Source organism: Shimia sp. R11_0, from assembly GCF_017744035.1.
Taxonomy (GTDB): Bacteria; Pseudomonadota; Alphaproteobacteria; order Rhodobacterales; family Rhodobacteraceae; genus Shimia; species Shimia marina.
The window spans coordinates 317,054-337,354 of the sequence record NZ_JAGHQY010000002.1; the positions used below are offsets into that span (position 1 = coordinate 317,054).

Annotated in this window: 15 protein-coding genes and 1 tRNA gene; 7 read left to right on the forward strand and 9 right to left on the reverse strand. The window is 57.2% G+C overall.

What is annotated here, in order from left to right:
- Nucleotides 1-59: 59 nt before the first annotated feature.
- The gene (locus tag J7382_RS06070) at nucleotides 60-614 is read right to left on the reverse strand and encodes a hypothetical protein (protein ID WP_348540009.1); all 555 of its coding nucleotides are present in this window, start codon (nucleotides 612-614) and stop codon (nucleotides 60-62) included.
- Entirely contained in the window at nucleotides 611-1,684 is a 1,074-nt protein-coding gene (gene recA, locus J7382_RS06075) for a recombinase RecA (RefSeq protein ID WP_058240872.1), read from the reverse strand. The genes J7382_RS06070 and recA overlap by 4 nt, the downstream gene beginning before the upstream one ends.
- Nucleotides 1,685-1,879: 195 nt before the next feature.
- On the opposite strand from recA, the gene J7382_RS06080 reads away from it, so the two are divergent.
- Nucleotides 1,880-2,479: a sulfotransferase family 2 domain-containing protein gene (locus J7382_RS06080; protein ID WP_209068007.1), complete on the forward strand. Its 600-nt coding sequence runs from the start codon at nucleotides 1,880-1,882 to the stop codon at nucleotides 2,477-2,479.
- 43 nt (nucleotides 2,480-2,522) lie between these two features.
- Here the strand turns inward: J7382_RS06080 and J7382_RS06085 are convergent, their stop codons facing one another.
- Both J7382_RS06085 and J7382_RS06090 read right to left on the reverse strand, forming a co-directional pair.
- Nucleotides 2,523-4,754 (reverse strand): ATP-binding protein, encoded by a 2,232-nt coding sequence (locus J7382_RS06085; RefSeq protein WP_348540010.1) that lies wholly within the window; start codon nucleotides 4,752-4,754, stop codon nucleotides 2,523-2,525.
- Between the two features lie 166 nt (nucleotides 4,755-4,920).
- Nucleotides 4,921-6,072 (reverse strand): RsmB/NOP family class I SAM-dependent RNA methyltransferase, encoded by a 1,152-nt coding sequence (locus J7382_RS06090; protein ID WP_209068009.1) that lies wholly within the window; start codon nucleotides 6,070-6,072, stop codon nucleotides 4,921-4,923.
- Nucleotides 6,073-6,316: 244 nt separating this feature from the next.
- Here J7382_RS06090 and J7382_RS06095 point away from each other — a divergent pair, with 244 nt between their 5' ends.
- Nucleotides 6,317-8,239: a methyl-accepting chemotaxis protein gene (locus tag J7382_RS06095; protein WP_209068011.1), complete on the forward strand. Its 1,923-nt coding sequence runs from the start codon at nucleotides 6,317-6,319 to the stop codon at nucleotides 8,237-8,239.
- Nucleotides 8,240-8,322: 83 nt separating this feature from the next.
- On the opposite strand, the gene guaB is transcribed toward J7382_RS06095, so the two are convergent.
- The gene (gene guaB, locus J7382_RS06100) at nucleotides 8,323-9,771 is read right to left on the reverse strand and encodes an IMP dehydrogenase (RefSeq protein ID WP_209068013.1); all 1,449 of its coding nucleotides are present in this window, start codon (nucleotides 9,769-9,771) and stop codon (nucleotides 8,323-8,325) included.
- 286 nt (nucleotides 9,772-10,057) lie between these two features.
- Here guaB and J7382_RS06105 point away from each other — a divergent pair, with 286 nt between their 5' ends.
- From J7382_RS06105 to J7382_RS06120, 4 genes are all read left to right on the forward strand, one after another.
- Nucleotides 10,058-12,100 (forward strand): ASKHA domain-containing protein, encoded by a 2,043-nt coding sequence (locus J7382_RS06105; RefSeq protein ID WP_209068015.1) that lies wholly within the window; start codon nucleotides 10,058-10,060, stop codon nucleotides 12,098-12,100.
- A 121-nt stretch (nucleotides 12,101-12,221) separates the two neighbouring features.
- Nucleotides 12,222-13,400 carry a DUF2235 domain-containing protein gene (locus J7382_RS06110; protein ID WP_209068017.1) on the forward strand — a complete coding sequence of 393 codons (1,179 nt, stop codon included), beginning with the start codon at nucleotides 12,222-12,224 and terminating at the stop codon, nucleotides 13,398-13,400.
- A 98-nt stretch (nucleotides 13,401-13,498) separates the two neighbouring features.
- Nucleotides 13,499-13,572 (forward strand) — tRNA-Gly (locus J7382_RS06115).
- 128 nt (nucleotides 13,573-13,700) lie between these two features.
- Nucleotides 13,701-14,414, forward strand: a complete 714-nt coding sequence (locus J7382_RS06120; RefSeq protein WP_209068018.1) for an enoyl-CoA hydratase/isomerase family protein — start codon at nucleotides 13,701-13,703, stop codon at nucleotides 14,412-14,414.
- Between the two features lie 2 nt (nucleotides 14,415-14,416).
- Here the strand turns inward: J7382_RS06120 and pgi are convergent, their stop codons facing one another.
- The 3 genes from pgi to zwf are packed head-to-tail and all read right to left on the reverse strand — an operon-like array spanning nucleotide 14,417 to nucleotide 18,147.
- The gene (gene pgi / locus J7382_RS06125; RefSeq protein WP_209068019.1) at nucleotides 14,417-16,018 is read right to left on the reverse strand and encodes a glucose-6-phosphate isomerase; all 1,602 of its coding nucleotides are present in this window, start codon (nucleotides 16,016-16,018) and stop codon (nucleotides 14,417-14,419) included.
- Nucleotides 16,019-16,024: 6 nt separating this feature from the next.
- A complete protein-coding gene (gene pgl, locus J7382_RS06130) occupies nucleotides 16,025-16,696 on the reverse strand; it encodes a 6-phosphogluconolactonase (protein WP_209068020.1) in 672 nt (223 codons plus the stop codon).
- On the reverse strand, nucleotides 16,693-18,147 hold the full coding sequence (zwf, locus tag J7382_RS06135) for a glucose-6-phosphate dehydrogenase (RefSeq protein WP_209068021.1): 1,455 nt from the start codon (nucleotides 18,145-18,147) through the stop codon (nucleotides 16,693-16,695). Before zwf ends, pgl begins: the two co-directional genes overlap by 4 nt.
- 216 nt (nucleotides 18,148-18,363) lie before the next feature.
- Here zwf and J7382_RS06140 point away from each other — a divergent pair, with 216 nt between their 5' ends.
- The gene (locus J7382_RS06140; protein ID WP_209068022.1) at nucleotides 18,364-19,305 is read left to right on the forward strand and encodes a radical SAM protein; all 942 of its coding nucleotides are present in this window, start codon (nucleotides 18,364-18,366) and stop codon (nucleotides 19,303-19,305) included.
- A gap of 9 nt (nucleotides 19,306-19,314) precedes the next feature.
- On the opposite strand, the gene J7382_RS06145 is transcribed toward J7382_RS06140, so the two are convergent.
- Nucleotides 19,315-20,130 carry a hypothetical protein gene (locus J7382_RS06145; RefSeq protein WP_209068023.1) on the reverse strand — a complete coding sequence of 272 codons (816 nt, stop codon included), beginning with the start codon at nucleotides 20,128-20,130 and terminating at the stop codon, nucleotides 19,315-19,317.
- Nucleotides 20,131-20,301 lie beyond the last annotated feature (171 nt).

Genomic DNA, 20,301 nt, shown 5'->3' on the forward strand with positions numbered 1-20,301 from the left:
GGTTTATAACCCCCACGCCCGCCTGTCCACATGTCAAAGCCCGCTTGGCAGCATTGGCCTCATATCTGGTCGATTTTCCGCATCACATCCCCGCTGCGCACAACACCGTCCTGTTCGATGCTGCACAAAATACTGCGCAGGCGGTATTTGCGATGCTCTGGTGCACGCACCCAGTCATAGACATCCGCACCATAGCGGGCCTTCCATTTCACGCAGCCATCATTGAACACTTCAGAGACCCGCAACACAGCCGTGCCGACCGACAAAAGCTGCCCCTCTGGCAAGTTTGCCTCGGTCATATCCAGATCAGCGGCAAAGGTATCACCGGGGTGCAACACATCTTCATCGGACGTCCACACCAAATCCAGCACCCGTTTGGGGATCACACAGACCTGAATGCCCGGATGCGGCTCCCCCGCTTCGGTGCGCATCCAGGGCTGCGTCATCCAGCGCTCCCCCGGAATACCCGCGGCCTTGGTCAGGGTGATTTCATCGACAAACCTGCGCGTGTTGCGCTCCGGGCGCAGACACAGATGCGAAATGGCCGCCCCATCCTTGGGAGCGGCCAATACATGCGGCAAAGCCCGCATTAAGTCTTCACGTGACGGGATCACTCTTCCAAAAGCTCCTCATCCCCCGGGGGCATGTCAAAATCCAGACCATGGGCCGCGCGGATCTTATCTTCGATTTCAAGCGCCATGCGGGTATTTTCACGCAGGAAGGTTTTCGCGTTTTCACGCCCCTGCCCGATCCGCTCATCGCCATAGCTGAACCAGCTGCCGGATTTGTCCACCACGCCGGCTTTCACGCCCAGATCCAGCAGTTCCCCCATTTTGGAGATGCCTTCACCATACATGATGTCAAATTCCACCTGCTTGAACGGTGGCGCCACCTTGTTTTTCACCACTTTCACGCGGGTTGCGTTGCCAACGATTTCGTCACGGTCTTTCAGGGCCCCAATGCGGCGGATGTCCAGACGCACAGAGCTGTAGAATTTCAATGCGTTACCGCCGGTTGTTGTTTCCGGACTGCCAAACATCACGCCGATTTTCATCCGGATCTGGTTGATGAAAATCACCATACAGTTGGAGCGCGCAATCGAGCCGGTCAGCTTGCGCATTGCCTGACTCATCAGACGCGCCTGCACGCCCACATTGCTGTCCCCCATGTCGCCTTCAAGCTCTGACTTTGGTGTCAGCGCGGCAACGGAGTCGACCACAACCATGTTCACAGCCCCCGAACGCACCAGCGTATCGGTGATCTCAAGCGCCTGCTCCCCGGTGTCTGGCTGTGAAATCAGCAGTTCATCAAGGTTCACGCCCAGCTTCTTGGCGTATTGCGGATCCAGCGCATGCTCCGCATCCACAAAGGCGCACACGCCACCCTTTTTCTGCTCTTCTGCAATACAGTGCAGCGTGAGCGTGGTTTTACCGGAGCTTTCCGGGCCATAGATTTCAATAATCCGCCCCTTGGGCAGACCACCGATGCCCAGAGCAATGTCGAGGCTCAGAGAGCCGGTAGAGGTCGCCTCAATCTCTTGCGCGGGGTTGTCCGCGCCCAGTTTCATGATCGAGCCCTTGCCGAACTGCCGCTCGATCTGTGCCAGCGCGCTGTCGAGCGCCTTTTGTTTGTCCGGGGATGAGGATTTCTTGGAGGTCATTGTCAAAAGATCTGCCGTTGCCATTTGCTTGCTTCCTTATTCCACACCCGCACGCGGGCGGCAATCACTGCCTGTGTTCACCTCTTGTTCCCACTCCTTATGAGATCAAAACAAGAACAAATCAATAGAAAAGAATGAGAACATCTTCCTCTTGAGTGGGTTAACAAGTAGTTTACGAAGTAATAATAGCTTTAGCTAAAACCATATGAGGCTGCGCAGATGCTTGTTTTCTGGAAGAAAAAACTGGTGTTTCTTTCCGTGCCCAAAACAGGCACCACCGCCATCGAGGCCGCATTGGCCCCTGTGGCGGATATGGTGATTTCGAATCCCCCCGAGTTGAAACACGCGCCGGTCTATCGCTACAATCGGTTCTTCCGCCCGATGTTTGAACGTGCCTGCAACGTTGACGATATGGAACTGATGGCGGTAATGCGCGAACCGATCAGCTGGTTGGCAAGCTGGTATCGGTATCGTCAGCGCGACGCCATGCGCGGACATCGCAATGCCACCCACCATGTAAGCTTCGAAGAATTTGTCTTAGAATACATGAAAGGCGACAAGAAAGCCGCCTTCGCCAATGTCGGCAGTCAGGCCAAATTTTTGGAACCACGCCCCAATGGCGTGAAGGTCACCCATCTCTTCCCCTATGAGGATCAGCCCCGCCTGATCCGCTTTCTGGAAGAGCGACTGGAGCAGCCCATCAACCTCGCACAGCACAACCGCTCCCCTCAAATGGATCTGGAATTGTCGCTGGACACACAGCGCAAACTGCGCCGCAAATTCAGCGCCGATTTTGACCTGCACGAAAGTCTGCTCTAAGCGCGCCGCCTTGGGAGGCGCGCAACGCATTCACTGCCCCGTCTTAGGCTTTACCAACCCGGGCCTGCACCGCCTCGGTCAGATCCCCAAGCGAGAAAGGCTTAGGCAGGAAGCTTGAATTCTCAATCTGTGCCTGATCATCGGAGAAACTGTCCTCCGCATAACCGGAGACAAAGATCACCGGCACCTCGGGATAAACGTCTCTGGCCTGACGGATCCAGCTTGGGCCATCAATTCCGGGCATGATCACATCGCTGACAAACACATCAACCCGCGGTTTTTCCGACGCCAGAAGCTCGAGCGCATCTTCCCCCGATGCCGCCTCCAGCACCGTAAAGCCCCGCATTTTCAATGCACGCGCCGCAAAAGAGCGCACCGGTGCCTCATCTTCCACCAAAAGCACCACACCGCTGTGTTCCACCGCAGGCAAATCCGGGCGCGCCACTGTTTCAGGTGCCGCAACAAAGGCTTCCGCTGCGCCATGGGCCGGGAACATCAGCGTGAATGTGGTGCCCACACCCTCTGTGCTGTCCACAAAAATATAGCCACCGGTCTGTTTGATGATGCCATAGGCCGTGCTGAGGCCAAGGCCTGTGCCCTCCCCGGTGCGCTTGGTGGTAAAGAAAGGTTCAAACACCTTCTGAATCTTGTCCGGCGCAATACCGATCCCTTCGTCACGCACGGCAACAGAAACATATTTGCCCACCGGCACCACCACACGGTCCCGCTCCAGCGGTTCAGACAATTCCACGCCTTCGGTGATGATCTGAATTTCGCCCCCCTCCGGCATCGCGTCGCGCGCGTTCACCACAAGGTTCATCAACACCTGTTCCAACTGGCGTTTGTCCGCGCGAATGGCCGGCAGCACCGGATCATTATTAAGATTAAGCGACACACGCTCGCCCACCAGCCGATTGAGAAGATGAGTCAAATCCGCCAACGTATTGCGCAGATCCAGCACCTCTGGGCGCAGGTTCTGTTTGCGCGAGAACGCCAGCAACTGCCCCACCAGCGCGGCGGCGCGGTTGGCGTTCTGATTGATCTGGATAAGATCAGCATAGTCGCCATCGCCCTGGTCATGACGCAGCAACAACAAATCACAATGACCGGAAATGGCGGTCAGCAGATTGTTGAAATCATGCGCAACACCGCCTGCCAACTGTCCAATCGCCTGCATCTTCTGGCTTTGCACAAACTGTGCCTCCAGCGACTTCAGCTCCGTGGCATCGCTCAAAACCGCAATCAATGCCGCGCCGCTGCCCTCAACCACACGGTTGAGGCTGACCTGCACGATCACCTCTTTGTCTTCCCGTTTCAGACGCAGGAATTCGCTGAGATTGGCCGTCTTCCCATCCGCTGCATCCACCAGCCAATCGCGAATCGACCGGCCCAGCCCCTCCATCAGATCGCTCATCACCGTTTCGGCGGAGAGCTCCTGTTGCAAGAGATTGCGCGCGGCCCGGTTGGCCAGAATGACGCGCCCCTCCGGCTCAAGCTTGAGAAGCGCCACGGGCAGCTCATCAAACTGCACTTCGCCATCGCGCACAGCCTGCGTTTCCGTTGGCAGAATATAGACCTCGCGCCGCCCGGCCGTGGTATCATATTCTGCCACAAGGCACTGTTGCTCCCCTGTCGCCGTATGCACCAGATTGGCATTCTTAAGATCATCGGCGCCCGCACCGAAGATATCCACCAAAGTCTTTTTCCGCTCCCCCAGCAATTGCCGCGCGGCCGCATTCATAAACAAAATCGTTCCAGAACGCCCAACGGTCAGCATGGGCAAACGGGTATTCCCAGCGCTGGCGGAAGTATCAGAAACCACCTGAACTTTTTGAACTTCCCAGACCAGAATCCCTGCCTCAACCACTTGAGCTTTGAGCTTCACCGTGCTGTTTCGAAGGTTAATTTCTTCCTCGAAACGCCCAGACGTCTTACAGGCCTCAATGGCATCTGCCACTTTGGTTTCTGCATCCAGCACCTGCCCGGCCAGCACATCGATCATAAGGTCATGGGCACCGTCACCTGCGTCATGCGCAGCCTTGTTGGCGTAAAGCAAACGCCCATCACCATCGGTGGCAAACACCTTGTCATCCGCCTGCTCCTGCAGACGCTGCAACAGGTCCAGCACAGCGCGACGCCCCGCCGCTTTCTTGAGGGCAAATAAAACTGTGGCAGCCCAAGCGCCCCCCAAAAGGCCACTGGCCAAAATCATGGCAAGCCGCAGCATGCCCTGGTCCAGAACCAAAGCCGTGACCGCCATGGCAATGGCTGCCACGGCAAGTATTCCTGCGTGATGAGAGGGCGCTATTTGTAAGCGGGGCAAGGGCCGTGCGGCCTCGGACGGATGGGTCACGTCTGCACCTTTTAATCTTCTTCGCGAGTAGTTTACGTAGAATTATCTTAATTGCGCATTAACGAATGCTGAAAAGTGCTTTGGTTTTTCACGCGCGCCGCAAAACAGCGCCAAAAAAACCATCACCGCCATCATCAAATCCGTAACTGCGCTGCCATTCCAGCGTAAACTCCGGGTGACGCTGCATAAACGCGTCAATCTGATCCGTGTTCTCCGCCCGCAAAAACGAACATGTGGCATAACACAGCGCGCCGCCCTTTTTGACCAAAGCCTGTGACGCATCCAAGATCTCTGCCTGCACCGCAACCAGATCCCGCAACGCCTCTTCCGTAAAGCGCCATTTGGCATCCGGCGTGCGCCGCCATGTACCGCTGCCAGAACAAGGTGCGTCACACAACACCAGATCAAAAGGTGCCGCCTCAACGGGTGCATTCAGCAAACCTATCTTTGCCCCTGCCCGTTTGGAGCGTGGAGCAATATCCTGCATGCGATTGGCATCCACATCATGCGCAAAATACGTCGCGCGCGGAACGCGCCCCGCCATGGCCAAAGATTTACCACCGCCCCCGGCGCAATAATCCAGCACCTTCATCCCGTCACGCAAAGGCAAAGCCGCCACCATGGCCTGACTTGCCCCATCCTGAAGCTCTACCAGACCCTCCAGAAAGGCCTTGGATTGTTTGATCCGCCGCGCCCCTTCCAAAACGTTGAGAGCTGTCTCCACCATCGCCATGGGTGCGGTGAGAATACCCTCGGATTCAAGCGCGTGTTGCGCATGCGTCACCGACGTCTTTGCCAAATTGACACGCAGCACAATGGGCGCACGGTGCCGCATGCCTTCTGCGGTGCGCTCAAACGCCGCCCCCAGACTCTCCTGTAACGGGTCAATGAGCCAATCCGGCAGATCAAGCGGTGCCTCGCCCGCTGGGGCAATGGCTTCACCGGCTTGCAATACCGCCGGCGCATAAGCTGCACCGCTAAACACCTCCTCCAAGGTCTCCCCCTTGGCGCGCAGCACCCCCAACATCAAAGCGCGGCCATCCGACCCGCGGCCCAGAAAGCCCGCAGAGTTGCGCTGGCGCAGCGCGTCAAACACATGGTCGCGAATGGCAGCTCGGTCCTTTGATCCCGCAAAGCGGCTCTTGCGCGCCCAATTGGTCAGAGCGCGCTCCGCAACCGTGCCCGCCTGCACCTGATCCAAAATCTCAATTGCCGCCTGAACGCGTGCTGCTGGTGTCATCGGACCTTCCCCTGAGTGTGCACCAGCCGCACCTACCGCACCTTGCCACGCCTCCGCAAGCGAGACAGTACTGCCCAAAAAACACGCAGACGCACCAAAACCAGCTGAATATGCTCCGATACTCTCTCGTCGAGCGGGAAAACACCCATCTGCCGCAAGGAAAAGCACCAGACATAAGAGTTCCTTAAGTGTGCGTCCGGAAACATTCAGGCCAGACCTTATAAAACCAAGAGATACGTTTGTTATGCCTGCCTTCCTGACTAAGATTTCTGCCCGTATCACGGCACTTGCTGTCGTTGCGCTGGCCCTCTCCATCACTCTGACAGTTTTGATGCAGAACCATATGCGCAACACTGCTGAGAGCATGTATAACAAAGGTCTTTTGGAACTGACCGAAGTTGCGACCTCTCTTCTGGTCAACCTTGAGGCTGGAGTACAGGACGGCAAATACACTCTGGAAGCGGCTCAGGAAATGGCACGCGACCAGCTGGAAGCCCTCTCTTACGGCCAATCTGGATACATGTACGCGTTTGATCTCGACTTCAAAATGCGTGCCCACCCGCATCGCCCTCAGTGGATCGGAGAAAGCCAGCAAGCGCTGGAGGACGTCAACGGCGTTAAAATTTTTGAGGAAATGAAAAAGGTCGCCGTCGAAAACGGCAGCGGCACCATCGTATATCATTTCCAGAAACCAGACAGCGATATTCAGGAGGCCAAGGTAGGCTTTGCCTATCTGTATGAGCCTTGGGGCTGGATCATTGGGACGGGCGCATACCTTTCCGATATCGAAGCGGAGATGGCAAAAATCCGCAACAAGGCTCTGATGATCCTTGGCGGCATCTTGGTGGTGCTGGCAATGTCGGCCTTTTTCATCACGCGCAGCGTCACAGGACCGATGGGCGCGCTGCGCACACGTATGGATAATCTGGCCAAAGGAGATACCGCCTCTGACATCCCATTCACCGACGCCAAGAACGAATTGGGGGATATGGCCCGCACCCTGGATGTTTTCAAAGATGCGCTGGTGCGTCAAAAGGAGCTGGAGGAGCATCAAAAAGCCGCTGCGGCCGAGCAGAACTCGGTGGTACAAACGCTCTCTGAACACCTCTCGACCCTGTCCAAGGGCGATCTGACCGCCAAAATCGACACAACTTTCCCAACCGCCTACGAAAAGCTGCGCACGGACTTCAACGACCTGTTGACCAACCTTAGCGAGACCCTCAGCGACGTTGTGGATGCTGCAAAGTCAATCAACAGCGGCGCTACAGAGATCAGCCATGCCTCTGATGAGCTGTCCCAACGCACCGAAGGCCAGGCCGCAACACTCGAAGAAACCGCTGCCGCGCTCAACGATCTCACCACCTCCGTGAAAGCCGCGGCCGACGGCGCACGCAACGTGGAAACCACTATGCAGGAGGCCAAACAGGAGGCCGAAGAAAGCGGCGAAGTGGTGCGCAACGCTGTTGATGCCATGACCGAAATTGAGAACAGTTCTTCGCATATTTCACAGATTATCTCCGTGATTGATGACATCGCCTTCCAAACCAACCTTCTGGCCCTAAACGCAGGCGTGGAAGCCGCCCGCGCGGGCGATGCGGGCCGGGGCTTTGCGGTTGTGGCCTCTGAAGTGCGCAAACTCGCACAAAGCTCCTCTGAGGCCGCCAATGAGATCAAAACCCTGATCAGCGATTCCTCAAAACACGTAGAACGTGGGGTTGTGCTTGTGGGGCAGACCGGCAAAGCGCTGACCAAAATCGTCGACCGCGTGGTGCATATCTCTCAGATGGTCTCTGACATTGCCGAGGGAGCAGCTGAACAGTCCCTTGGCCTCGGAGAGATCAATTCCGGCGTGACCCAGCTTGATCAGGTGACCCAGAAAAACGCTGCCATGGTCGAAGAGGCCACCGCCGCCACCCACCTGCTGAAATCGGATGCCACCAGCATGACGGATCTGGTCAATCACTTCACTCTGGACAAACGCACAGCTGCCAAGCCAACCAACGCCACCGCCCCTGAGGTTTCCGAGCAGGACTGGCATGAGGACAAGGCAAAGGACAGCAGCGCCGAACAAAAGGCACAGCCTGCGCCAAAACAACCAACGGTGCAAAAATCTGTGCCAATCGTCACTGATAGCAATGCTGCAGAGGAGCTTTGGACAGACTTCTAAGCGCGACATTCAAAGCAAAAGGGCTGACCCACATGGGCCAGCCCTTTTTTCCGTAACGCGGCACCGCCAAAGGCGCCAAGTATTCAGCCAATACGATAATTTGGCGCTTCCCGCGTGATCTGCACGTCATGCACATGGCTCTCTTTGAGCCCCGCCCCGGTGATTTTCACAAATTTGCTGTTCTTGCGCATCTCTTCAACCGTGGCATTGCCGGTGTAGCCCATCGCCGCGCGCAGACCACCCACCAGTTGGTGCACCACAGTGCCAGCTGGACCCTTGTAAGGCACCTGCCCCTCAATGCCTTCCGGCACCAGCTTGTCGCTGGCCGCGTCCTTCTGGAAGTAGCGATCCGCCGAACCACGCGCCATGGCGCCAAGGCTGCCCATACCGCGATATGATTTGAACGACCGGCCCTGATAAAGGATCACCTCGCCGGGGCTTTCATCGGTGCCCGCAATCATCGAGCCAACCATGGCACAGCTGGCACCGGCCGCAATCGCTTTGGCAAAGTCGCCGGAGAATTTGATGCCGCCATCCGCAATCACCGGCACATCACCGGCGGCGGTCGCACAGTCATCAATCGCGGTCAGCTGGGGCACACCCACACCGGCCACCATGCGTGTGGTACAGATCGAGCCCGGCCCGATGCCCACTTTCACCGCATCCGCACCCGCATCAATCAAAGCACGTGTGGCCTCACCGGTGGCAACGTTACCCGCAATCACCTGCACGGCAGTGCTCTGCGCTTTGATGCGCTTCACCGCCTCAATCACGCCTGCGGAGTGCCCATGCGCCGTGTCGACAACAACAATATCAACCCCTGCGTCAATCAGCATCTCAGAGCGCGCAAAGCCGCTGTCGCCCACAGAGGACGCCGCCGCAACCCGCAAACGGCCCAGATCATCTTTACAGGCGGTTGGGTTCAACACAGCCTGCTCGGTGTCCTTCAGCGTCAAAAGACCGGTCAGCTTGCCCTGCCCATCATGCACCAGAAGTTTTTCAATGCGCCGCGCGCGCATCAGGCTCTTGGCTTCTTCCAGATCCGCAGGCTCTGCCAGCATGGCCAGATCATTGGATGTCATCATGGCATGAACCGGCGTATCATCCGCTTGCGCAAACCGCATGTCACGGTTGGTCACGATGCCCACCACGCGCCCTTGCTCATCCACCACGGGGAATCCGGTAAAGCGATAGCGCTCGATCAACGCTTTGGCATCTGCCAGCGTCTGATTGGGGGTCAGCGTGACCGGGTTATAGACAATCCCGCTCTCAAAGCGTTTCACACGACGCACTTCGCGCGCCTGCTCATCCGCAGTCAGGTTCTTGTGGATCACACCCATGCCACCGGCCTGCGCCATGGCAATAGCCATCCGGCTTTCGGTCACCGTATCCATCGCCGAACTCAGCAGCGGAATGTTGAGATCAATGGATTTTGTGACCTTGGTGCGCGTATCCGCCGTTGCCGGCAACACCGACGACGCCGCCGGCACCAGTAGAACATCATCAAAAGTGAGGGCCTCACGAATCTCCATCGCACATCTCCAGTTGCGGGTCATCATTTGGCACGTCCCTATCGCACGGCCTTGACCTGCGGAAAACCCCTAATCCGCCCGCTGCGAAGCGCAGGGGCAAAAACTTCGCCAAACACACAGCCAGACGGGGCAAAACCCACCGCAACAGGCGGCGCTGTGGCTGCGCAGCCCCTGCGGCAAAATCTCCTTCATGCCGCCCCTGTGTTAATCCATGCCGCTCTTTGGCTTTAACTCCCCAGACAGACAGCTATGTTGAGCCCCAAGCGAACAGACCCGAGGCAGACTGATGAGCAGTGACCCACTTGTGATCTTCACCCCTTCCGGAAAACGTGGAAATTTCCCGGTTGGCACCCCCATTCTGACCGCCGCGCGCCAGCTTGGCGTAGATCTGGACTCGGTCTGTGGCGGGCGTGGCATCTGCTCCAAATGTCAGGTCACGCCTTCTTATGGTGAATTCCCCAAACATGGCGTCACCGTCTCCGAAGACGCGCTCTCCGACTGGAACGCGGTTGAGCAGCGCTATGATGACAAACGTGGCCTCACCAAGGGGCGCCGCCTTGGCTGTCAGGCCACCGTGCAGGGCGATGTGGTCATCGATGTGCCCGCCGAAAGCCAGGTCCACAAACAGGTGGTGCGCAAACGTGCCGAAGTGCGGGACATCACCCTCAACAGCACCGTACAGCTGGCCTATGTCGAGGTGGAAGAACCCGACATGCACAAACCCTCTGGTGATCTTGAACGGCTCATCACCGCGCTCAAGGCCAGCACGGGGTTTGCAGAAATAGAGATAGACACCCACCTACTGCGCCCATTGCAGCCGATTTTGCGCAAAGGTGGATGGAAAGTCACCGCCGCGCTGCATCAGGATCACAAGGCACAGACCCCGCGCATCATCGCGCTTTGGCCGGGCTATTTTGAAGGCCCGCTTTATGGCCTCGCCGTTGATCTGGGCTCCACCACCATCGCAGGCCACCTCTGCAATCTTGCCACAGGCGAAGTGGTTGCCTCTTCGGGCCTCATGAACCCTCAGATCCGCTTTGGCGAAGACCTCATGAGCCGCGTCAGCTATGCCATGATGAACAAAGGCGGCGATCTGGAAATGACAGAGGCCGTGCGCGAAGGTCTCAACCAACTTGTGATCGACATCGCAAAAGACGCCGAGGTCGACCCTGCGCATATCCTCGATGCAGTTTTTGTGATGAACCCGGTCATGCACCACCTGTTCCTTGGCATTGATCCGTTTGAACTGGGTCAGGCCCCCTTTGCGCTGGCCACCTCCGATGCGCTCTCACTTGCAGTTTCTGATCTGGGCCTCACCATTGCGCCGGGCACCCGCGCCTATCTGCTGCCCTGTATCGCAGGTCACGTGGGGGCGGATGCCGCAGGCGTTGCGCTCTCCGAGGCACCGGACAAATCCGAAGACCTCGCCCTTGTGGTCGATGTGGGCACCAATGCCGAGATCCTGCTCGGCGACAAAAACGGCGTGCTCGCCTGTTCTTCGCCCACCGGCCCCGCCTTTGAGGGCGCACAGATCAGCGCGGGCCAACGCGCCGCCCCCGGTGCCATTGAACGCGTGGAAATTGATCCCGTCACCAAAGAGCCCCGCTTCCGCGTCATCGGCTGTGAGCTCTGGTCTGATGAAGACGGCTTTGCTGCGGCTGTTGCAGGCACCGGCATCACCGGCATCTGCGGCTCCGGCATCATCGAAGTGATCGCCGAGATGCGCATCGCAGGCATCGTGGATGCCTCTGGCCTGATCGGCTCCGCGGAACAGACCGGCTCCGCCCGCTGCTTCCTTGATGGGCGCACCAATTCCTACACCCTCTGGGAGGGCGACGCCGATCAGAAGCCCATCACCGTGACCAACGGCGATATCCGCGCCATTCAGATGGCCAAGGCCGCGCTGTATTCCGGCGCGCGCCTGCTGATGGACAAGCGCGGTGTGACAGAGGTGGATCGTGTGGTGCTGGCCGGGGCCTTTGGCGCACATATCTCCGCCAAACACGCCATGGTGTTGGGCATGATCCCTGATTGTCCGCTGGAAAAAGTCACCTCCGCCGGCAACGCAGCAGGAACAGGCGCACGCATCGCCTTGCTCAACAAAGACGCCCGCAACAGCATCGAAACGCTCGTGCGCAAGATCGAGAAAATCGAAACCGCCGTCGAGCCGCGCTTTCAGGAGCATTTTGTCAACGCCTCTGCCCTGCCCAACTCCGCAGATCCCTTCCCGATCCTGCGCGAGGTCGTGACCCTGCCAGAGGTCAGCTTCAACACCGGCGGCGGCGACAGTGATGCATCTGGCGGTCGCCGCAGACGACGCCGGGGCTAACACAGGCACCTACATCCCTGCGGCAAGCCTAATGGCCGCGGGGATAGCAAGGTATCTCATTCCAGAATTGTCCCGCACCCCCTTCAGCCCTAGGATTGCGGCGCTTGAGGGAGTGGACTGAATGGCGCGCAAACTGATCATCTGTCTGGACGGCACGGGCAACGAAGTCGAGAAAAACGAAAGCAACATTCTCCGTATTTATAAATGCCTCAAACATGACAATCAGCAACTGGTCTACTACGAGCCCGGTGTTGGCACACTCTCCACCAGACCTTTCGCGCGCGGCTATTTTTCAAAAATCAAACTGCTTTTAGGGCTGGCCGCAGGCCTTGGCCTGCATCAGAATGTCCTGCATGCCTATGCTTTTCTCTGTGAGAATTACCAAGACGGCGATCAGCTTTATTTCTTTGGCTATTCCCGCGGGGCTTATACCGCGCGTGTGCTGGCAGGTTTTATCAATGATTTTGGGCTGGTTGCCCCGCATGAGCTGCATCTGGTCGGTCCGGTCTTCAAAGCCTGGCGCAAACTGCACACAGACAGCACCTCAAAAGACTATGCGACATTGCGTATCTCCGAACAGTTCTTTCATATGCGCCACCCTTCCATCCGCTTTCTTGGCCTCTGGGACACGGTCAGTTCCATGATCCGCATCCGCCTGCGATGGGGCAGCCTGATCGAATTTGGCAGCCATTCGAGCGTCGATGAAAATCCCAGCGTCAAGGCGGTGCGCCATGTACTCGCCATCGACGAAACCCGCCGCTTCTTTCGACATCAGTTCTGGAAACCCGGACAAAAATACTATGGCAACCGCTTCAAAAAGAAATCAGATCCACCAGATCAAGATGTCAAACAGGTCTGGTTTGCCGGCACCCACACAGATGTGGCTGGCTCAGTCCCCGAAACAGAGGCTGGATTGGCCAAAATCACCATGCAATGGATGCGAGAGGAGTTGGACGCGCTCGACAGTGACAGCGCTCTTGTGTTCCGAGATATTTTCTACAACCGCTATGTGCTGGGCAAAGAGGATGAGGTCACCAAACGCATGGGGCTCGCAATCTCGCCTCCCGATGCCAAAGCGCCGCTTCACAGCCAGATGAAATTGCATAAATTCTGGCCCCTTCTGGAGATCTTTCCCCGTCGTGCCAGCCGTAGCCGGTATCCCGACCAAAAAGACTGGCTTGGATATTATCTCCCTCTCGCCCAGCCGCGCTACATTGCGGCGGGCTCACACATCCATCCCACTGTGGCGGAACGCCAATCCGACCCAGCCACCCCCTATGATCCGCCCAACTTGCCGTGATCTCAATAAAACGCACGCCCTTTAATTGGCACCTAAAATATTCCCCAGAGACCCACTTGACCTTCCCTCTGGTTAAAAGTAGCTCTTCAGCCCAGAGCGCGGGTATGGTGAAATGGTATCATGCGAGCTTCCCAAGCTTAAGGTGAGGGTTCGATTCCCTCTACCCGCTCCACCTCCTCCAAAAATACCGGATTTCCAAAGCGACGCGGCGCGCAGCGCGATGTTGCGTAAGGTCATGTTTGCCGCATAGCTGACGTGAAGGTAAAGTTTCAGGCAAATTGCCTAATCAATGAGCCTTCCATGTCAATCGTCACCTATGAAACCCGCGGCAAAACTGCCCTGCTGACCCTCAACAACGGGGAAAACCGCCAGAACCCCGCCTTTGCTCAGGCCATGCTCGCGGCCCTGCAACAAGCGGAAGAGGACAAGTCCATCCGCTCCGTGGTGATCACCTCAAGTGATGAGAAGAACTGGTCGCAGGGCGTGGATCTCAACTGGTTGATGGCCGCCAAACAGGCGGGCAATCTCGATGATATGCGCGGCTTCATGAATGACATGAACGAAGTCTTTGCTCGGCTGCTCACTTTCCCGATGCCGGTGATTGCCGCCATCACCGGACACGCCTTTGGCAATGGCGCCATGCTGGCCTGTGCCTGTGATTTCCGCTTCATGCGCGCCGATCGCGGCTATTTCTGTTTCCCCGAAGTGGACATCAATATCCCCTTCCTGCCCTCCATGATTGCCTATGTGCGCAAGGCCATTCCAGAATACCGCTTCAATGAGCTGAAACTCACCGGGCGTCGCGCAACCGCAACCGAGTTGGAAGCAGATCATGTGCTGACGGCGGCTCCTGATGCCGAGGCCACCTTGGAGGCCGCGCTGGCGTTCGCCGCCACCTTCTCCAAAGGGCGTGGCATTTTTGGCGAACACAAACGCCGGATGTACAAAGACATTCTGGACACAATGGCGCGCGATGATGCGCCGCTCATTGCCGAACTCAAGCTGACGGTCTGACCTCAGCTCTGAAAGCTGCGAATATACGTCAGAAGCGCCTTTGTGGATGCAGAGGCCGCTTCTGGCGCCTGCCCACTGGCCACAGCCTCAAGCAGACCTCCGGCCAGCTCCTTGCCCAGCTCCACCCCCCATTGGTCAAAGGAGTTGATGCCATAAATCACCCCTTCCACAAACACCCGATGCTCATAAAGCGCCACAAGCTGTCCCAGAACAAAAGGCGTCAGCCTTGGGTAAACCAATGTCGTGGACGGGCGGTTGCCGCTGAAAACCCGGTGCTTCGCCAATTGATCCAAAGCATCCCCTGACAGACCTTTGTCCGCCAGTTGCGCCCGCGCCTCCGCCTCACTGCGCCCTTTCAAAAGCGCCTCAGACTGCGCCAGACAATTTGCCACCAGCGCGCGGTGATGCTCCCCAAGGGCAGGTTCATGCCCCTCCGCCCCCACAAGGAACTCACAGGGCACAACCTGTTGTCCCTGATGGATCAACTGATAAAACGCATGTTGCCCATTGGTGCCCGGCTCGCCCCAAACCACAGGCCCCGCGACACGGTCAAGCGGGCGGCCATCCATCGCCACGCCCTTGCCGTTGCTCTCCATTTCCAGCTGCTGCAAATAGGCCGGAAGCCGCGCCAGCCGCTGCTCATATGGCAGAACCGCCCGCGTGCCATGGCCACAGACCTGCTGGTTCCAGATCCCGACCAGCGCCAGCATCACTGGCAGATTGTCGGCAAAATCAGCGCTCTGAAAATGCAGGTCCATCGCCTGCCCGCCTTCCAGAAAGCCCTCAAAGGCCGTCGGCCCAATCGCCAGCATCAGTGAAAATCCAATCGGGCCCCAGACCGAATAGCGGCCCCCGACCCAATCCTCAAAACCAAAGACCCGCTCCGCCGGAATGCCAAACTCCGCACAGCGCGCCTCAGCCGTAGAGATCGCCACAAACCGGTCCAGTGCCTCTGCACCCCCGGCCCAAGCCAGGGCTGTGCGCGCATTCATCATGGTTTCCTGCGTGGTGAAGGTCTTGGAGGCGACAATCACCAAAGTGGTGTCCGGATCCAGCCCCTCCAACGTATCGGTCGCATCCGCGCCATCCACATTGGAAATGAAATGGCATTTGGGCCCGTCGTGATAAGGGGCCAGCGCCAACACCGCCATCAGGGGGCCAAGATCTGATCCGCCAATGCCAATATTGACCACATCGGTGATGCGCCGCCCATCGCCCGGATAGCTGCCATCGCGCACCGCTGCGGCAAACCGTGCCATGCGGGCGCGGGTTTCGCGGATCTCAGGCAGAACATCCTGCCCCTCCACCAACACCGGCGTCTCCCCCAGATTGCGCAGCGCCGTATGCAGCACCGCGCGCCCTTCGGTCTGATTGATCTTTTCGCCTGCAAACATGGCAGCGCGTTTTTCCACCAGCCCCGCCGCCTCCGCCAGCGCAATCAGAGCTGTCCGCCCTGCGGTATCGATGGATGTCTTACTGTAATCAAACCGCAGCCCCTCTGCGGTGATGGCAAACCCCGTGGCCCGCTCTGCATCCTGCGCAAACAAATCGGCAATCTCGCGCGATTGCGCTGCGGTGCGCATCCCATCCAAGGTGGTCCACATCACTCGTTACTCCGTCCAATGCACGTCTGCGCCAGAACACACTGCCTTAACAGGCGCTTCTGTCGCTTTCAAATTCTGTGCGGCGTTCAGCGCCTCGCGTTTGTCCGCACCCTTAATCAAAATATGCTTTCGCATGGCCCCATCTAACACACGTGCAGAGAGGGTAATACGAATATCTGGCAAATCCTCCCGGCGCACCGGTATCAAGATCGGCGCATCCGCAGCCAAAGCATCTTCCAAGCCATCGGATCCCGGAAACAGCGAGGCCGTATGCATATCTGCCCCCATGCCAAGCAGCGCCACATCCAACGGCAAAGCCCCGGCAATCACGCTCTCAAGCTCGGCAAGCACCGCTTCTGGCGCCTGTGCAGGCGCATAAAGCGGCAGATACCGCGCCGCAACCGCCCGATTGGTCAACAACCGCGCCTTCACCAGAGCGGAATTGGAGCGGTCATGATCTTCCGGCACCCAGCGCTCATCGGTCAGCACCACATCCACCCGGTCCCAGTCCAGATCCACGGCACTCAGAACGTCAAAGATCGGCCCCGGCGTGGTGCCACCGGGCACCGCCAGCACAACCCGGTCTTTCTGATGCAGCGCTTCGGCCAGATCGTCGGCAATCACATTGGCCACATCAATGGCCATCATTTCTGTATCCGGGTAGGTGTTGAAATTCATTTGTCCAATCCTCTCCATTCACGCCCATCCCGGCGCATCATCACAACCGCATCATCCGGCCCATCGGCGAAGGCATCATAGGGTTTGGGCACATCCCCGCGCGCTTCCCAGCCATGGATGATCGGATCTGTCCAGGCCCAGGCCGCCTCGACCTCATCATCGCGCATAAACAGCGTCTGATTGCCCCGGATCACATCCATGATCAGCCGCTCATAGGCATCAGAAGAGCCCTGCACCTTGGGCCCCAGCGCTTCGGCAAAGCTCATATCCAGCGGCACATCCACAAGCCGCATGCCACCGGGGCCCGGCTCCTTGATGGTCACATTCAGTGTGATACCTTCATTGGGTTGCAGCTGAATGTTGAGTTCATTGCGATGCCGCCCGGCTTCGGGACCAAAAATCGAATGGGGCGTGTCTTTGAACACCACCGTGATTTCACTGTCGCGCGCACTCAAGCGCTTGCCGGTGCGCAGATAAAACGGCGTACCCGCCCATCGCCAGTTGTTGACCTGACACTTCAGCGCCACGAAGCTTTCTGTCTTGGAACGTGGATTGTCCACGTCCTCACGATAGGCCGCCGCGCCATCCGCCGCCGTATATTGGCCACGCACAATGTGATGGGGCTGCACCGCATCCAGCGCGCGAATGACCTTGAGCTTTTCATCGCGCACCGCGTCGGGCTCAAACTGCGCGGGCGGCTCCATGGCAATCAGGCACAAAAGCTGCATCAGATGATTTTGCACCATATCCCGCATGGCGCCGGACTTTTCATAATAATCTCCGCGCCCGGCCACCCCCACGGTTTCGGCCACGGTGATCTGAATGTGATCAATATATTGCGCATTCCACAGCGGCTCAAAAAGCATATTGCCAAAGCGCACCGCCATCAGGTTCTGCACCGTCTCCTTGCCCAGATAGTGGTCAATGCGGTAAATCTGGCTCTCGTCAAAATGCTGCGCCAATTCCCGGTTCAGCGCCTGCGCCGTCTCCAGATCATGACCAAAGGGTTTCTCCACCACTATCCGCGTCTCAGGCCCCACAAGACCATGACGTTCAAGTCCACGCGCCAGATCTGAATACACCCCCGGCCCAACGGAAAAATAGAAAGCGCGCACCGCCCCCGGTGACAATTCCGCCGCCAGCGCAGACCAGCCTGTCTCTCCACGCGCATCAACAGAGACATAATGCACATGCTCACAAAAGGCGCGCACCGTCTCCGCATCAGAGGCGATGTCGCCCACAAACTCCAGCAGGGCCTCTGCCACCAATGCGCGGTAGGCTTGCGTGGTAAGGTCAGAGCGCGCCGCGCCGATCAATTTACTGCCATCAGGCACCTGCCCAGAACAGAACCGTTTGAACAAAGCTGGCAGAATCTTGCGCCGTGCCAGATCACCCGTGCCGCCAAAAATCACCAGATCAAATGTTTCCACCGGAATAATACGAGACACCATCCGTATAAGCCCTTTGCCCTCTAAGCCTTGTGCTGCCTAAGCTCTCCGTATCGCGCCGGATGCCATCAGTATTCCGTTAGCGCTACCGAAGCCCTAACACCGCAACCATATCATCGCAACCATGCATCACAACTGTGTCAGAAGATAAACACAAACCTTGGCCATGGCGGTAAACTTTCGGTATGACCGCTGAGGTACCCAAAAATCGGCAGTCTCATGAAAGATCACGCAAATCTCGGCAAGTTTGAAAACCCCTTTGTCACCGCAAAGGGGGAGACACGCGCCCATGTCAAACTCAGTGATCCGCAGACGCTCTGGTTCAACACTGGCACGCTCTGCAACATTCAGTGTGAGAACTGCTATATTCTCTCCTCGCCCACCAATGACGCGCTGCTTTACATCACCGCCGATGAGGTCAGCGACTACCTTGATCAATTGGACGCGCGCGCCTGGAATGTGGGCGAAATCGCCTTCACTGGCGGCGAGCCGTTCATGAACCCCGAGATGATCGAGATCACCCGCCGCGCGCTGGAGCGTGGCTATGAGGTGCTGATCCTCACCAACGCGATGCAGCCGCTTATGCGCAAGCGCGTTCAGCAGGGCCTGCTGGAGCTGCGTGAAACCTACCGTGACAAACTCACCTTCCGCATTTCCATCGATCATTGGAATCCTGACAACCATAATGCCGAACGTGGCGCAGGATCTTTTGCCAAAATGCTGGAAGGCATGCAGTGGCTGCGCGATGAAGGCTTTCAGATGAAAGTCGCGGGCCGCACGCTCTGGGGGGAAACCGATGCGGACTCCCGCGCAGGCTACGCCGCCCTGTTTGAGGCCCACAACTTTCCCATTGATGCGCATAACCCCGGCCAGACCATCCTGTTTCCCGAAATGGACGAAACCGTGGAAGTGCCTGAAATCACAACCGAATGTTGGGGAATTCTGAACAAATCTCCCAATGAGGTCATGTGCGCCAGCTCCCGCATGGTCGTGCGCCGCAAAGGCTCTGATCATGCCTCCGTCGTGGCCTGCACCCTTTTGCCTTATGTGGAAGAGTTTGATCTTGGCCCCACGCTTAAAGACGCGGAAAAACCGGTGCTTCTCAACCACCCGCATTGCGCCAAATTCTGCGTTCTGGGCGGCGCGAGCTGCTCCGCCTGAGGACAGGAATTACTTTTGCTGAGCTGCGCTTCTTGCCTTGAGCGCAGCGGCAATATCACTAGCAGTGATTGAGGTGTCATCGACAAATCGATATACTATTTTGCCCTTTTCATTCCTCAATTTCTTAATCTTATAAACAGCATACTCCACGATAGCTGGAGTAGTGCCGCCTTCAAATTTATTGAAGCTCGACGCAGTCACCTCAACTTCGATTGTTCCCTTTACGGTCTCTACCGGAAAGGACGTACCGATTGTTGCAGCGGTCCCATAAAAAATCTCAGCACTTTCTGCAGTCAGTGATCGCGTGATCTTGAGATAACGTAATTTTGCTTCTGGATTGAGAGCGTCTTCCAGTTGCCATTGCACCTTGTATTCATCACCGTCTTCACCATTTAAGTCCCTATGCAGTTCTGTCTTTGGTTCCTTAGTTTTATTTTCTGAAAAAACATTGAGCTGCAAATAGGCATTTTGGGCAATCTCAGACGCGATGGCCGCCTCCTTTCCCGCCGCACGACCTGTGGCCTTCACACCAATGTTTGTTATCCCCCCAGCTGCAAAACTGGTTCCACTCCCTACGGCGCGACAACAGCTCTTTGGATCTGATCCTGTTTCCAGCTCACTAATCGTACCAGACTTCATATCCCAAAGGTAAAATGAAGACAGGCTGTGCAAGCCCGAATTTACAACACCAGCATTGGTCAAAGCATAATTGGCGTCCACCGTCGCTCTACAACCGCAAACACATCCAAGCCCTAAAACAAGATAAAACACAGAAAACTTCATTTCAAAAACCTCAAAGCAATCAAACGATACCAATCGTTGCATATTGGGCCCAATGAAGCAATTTTAGCAATACACGCACATCACCCCACGTCCCTTCAATGTACGCTCTTGCTCATTCTCTCAAATTCACCATGCCCATTGCACCCCACATGTCGCCTCTGATATAAGCGTGTTAACAACATATGGACCGCCAATAAGAAGCGAGATCGGGAC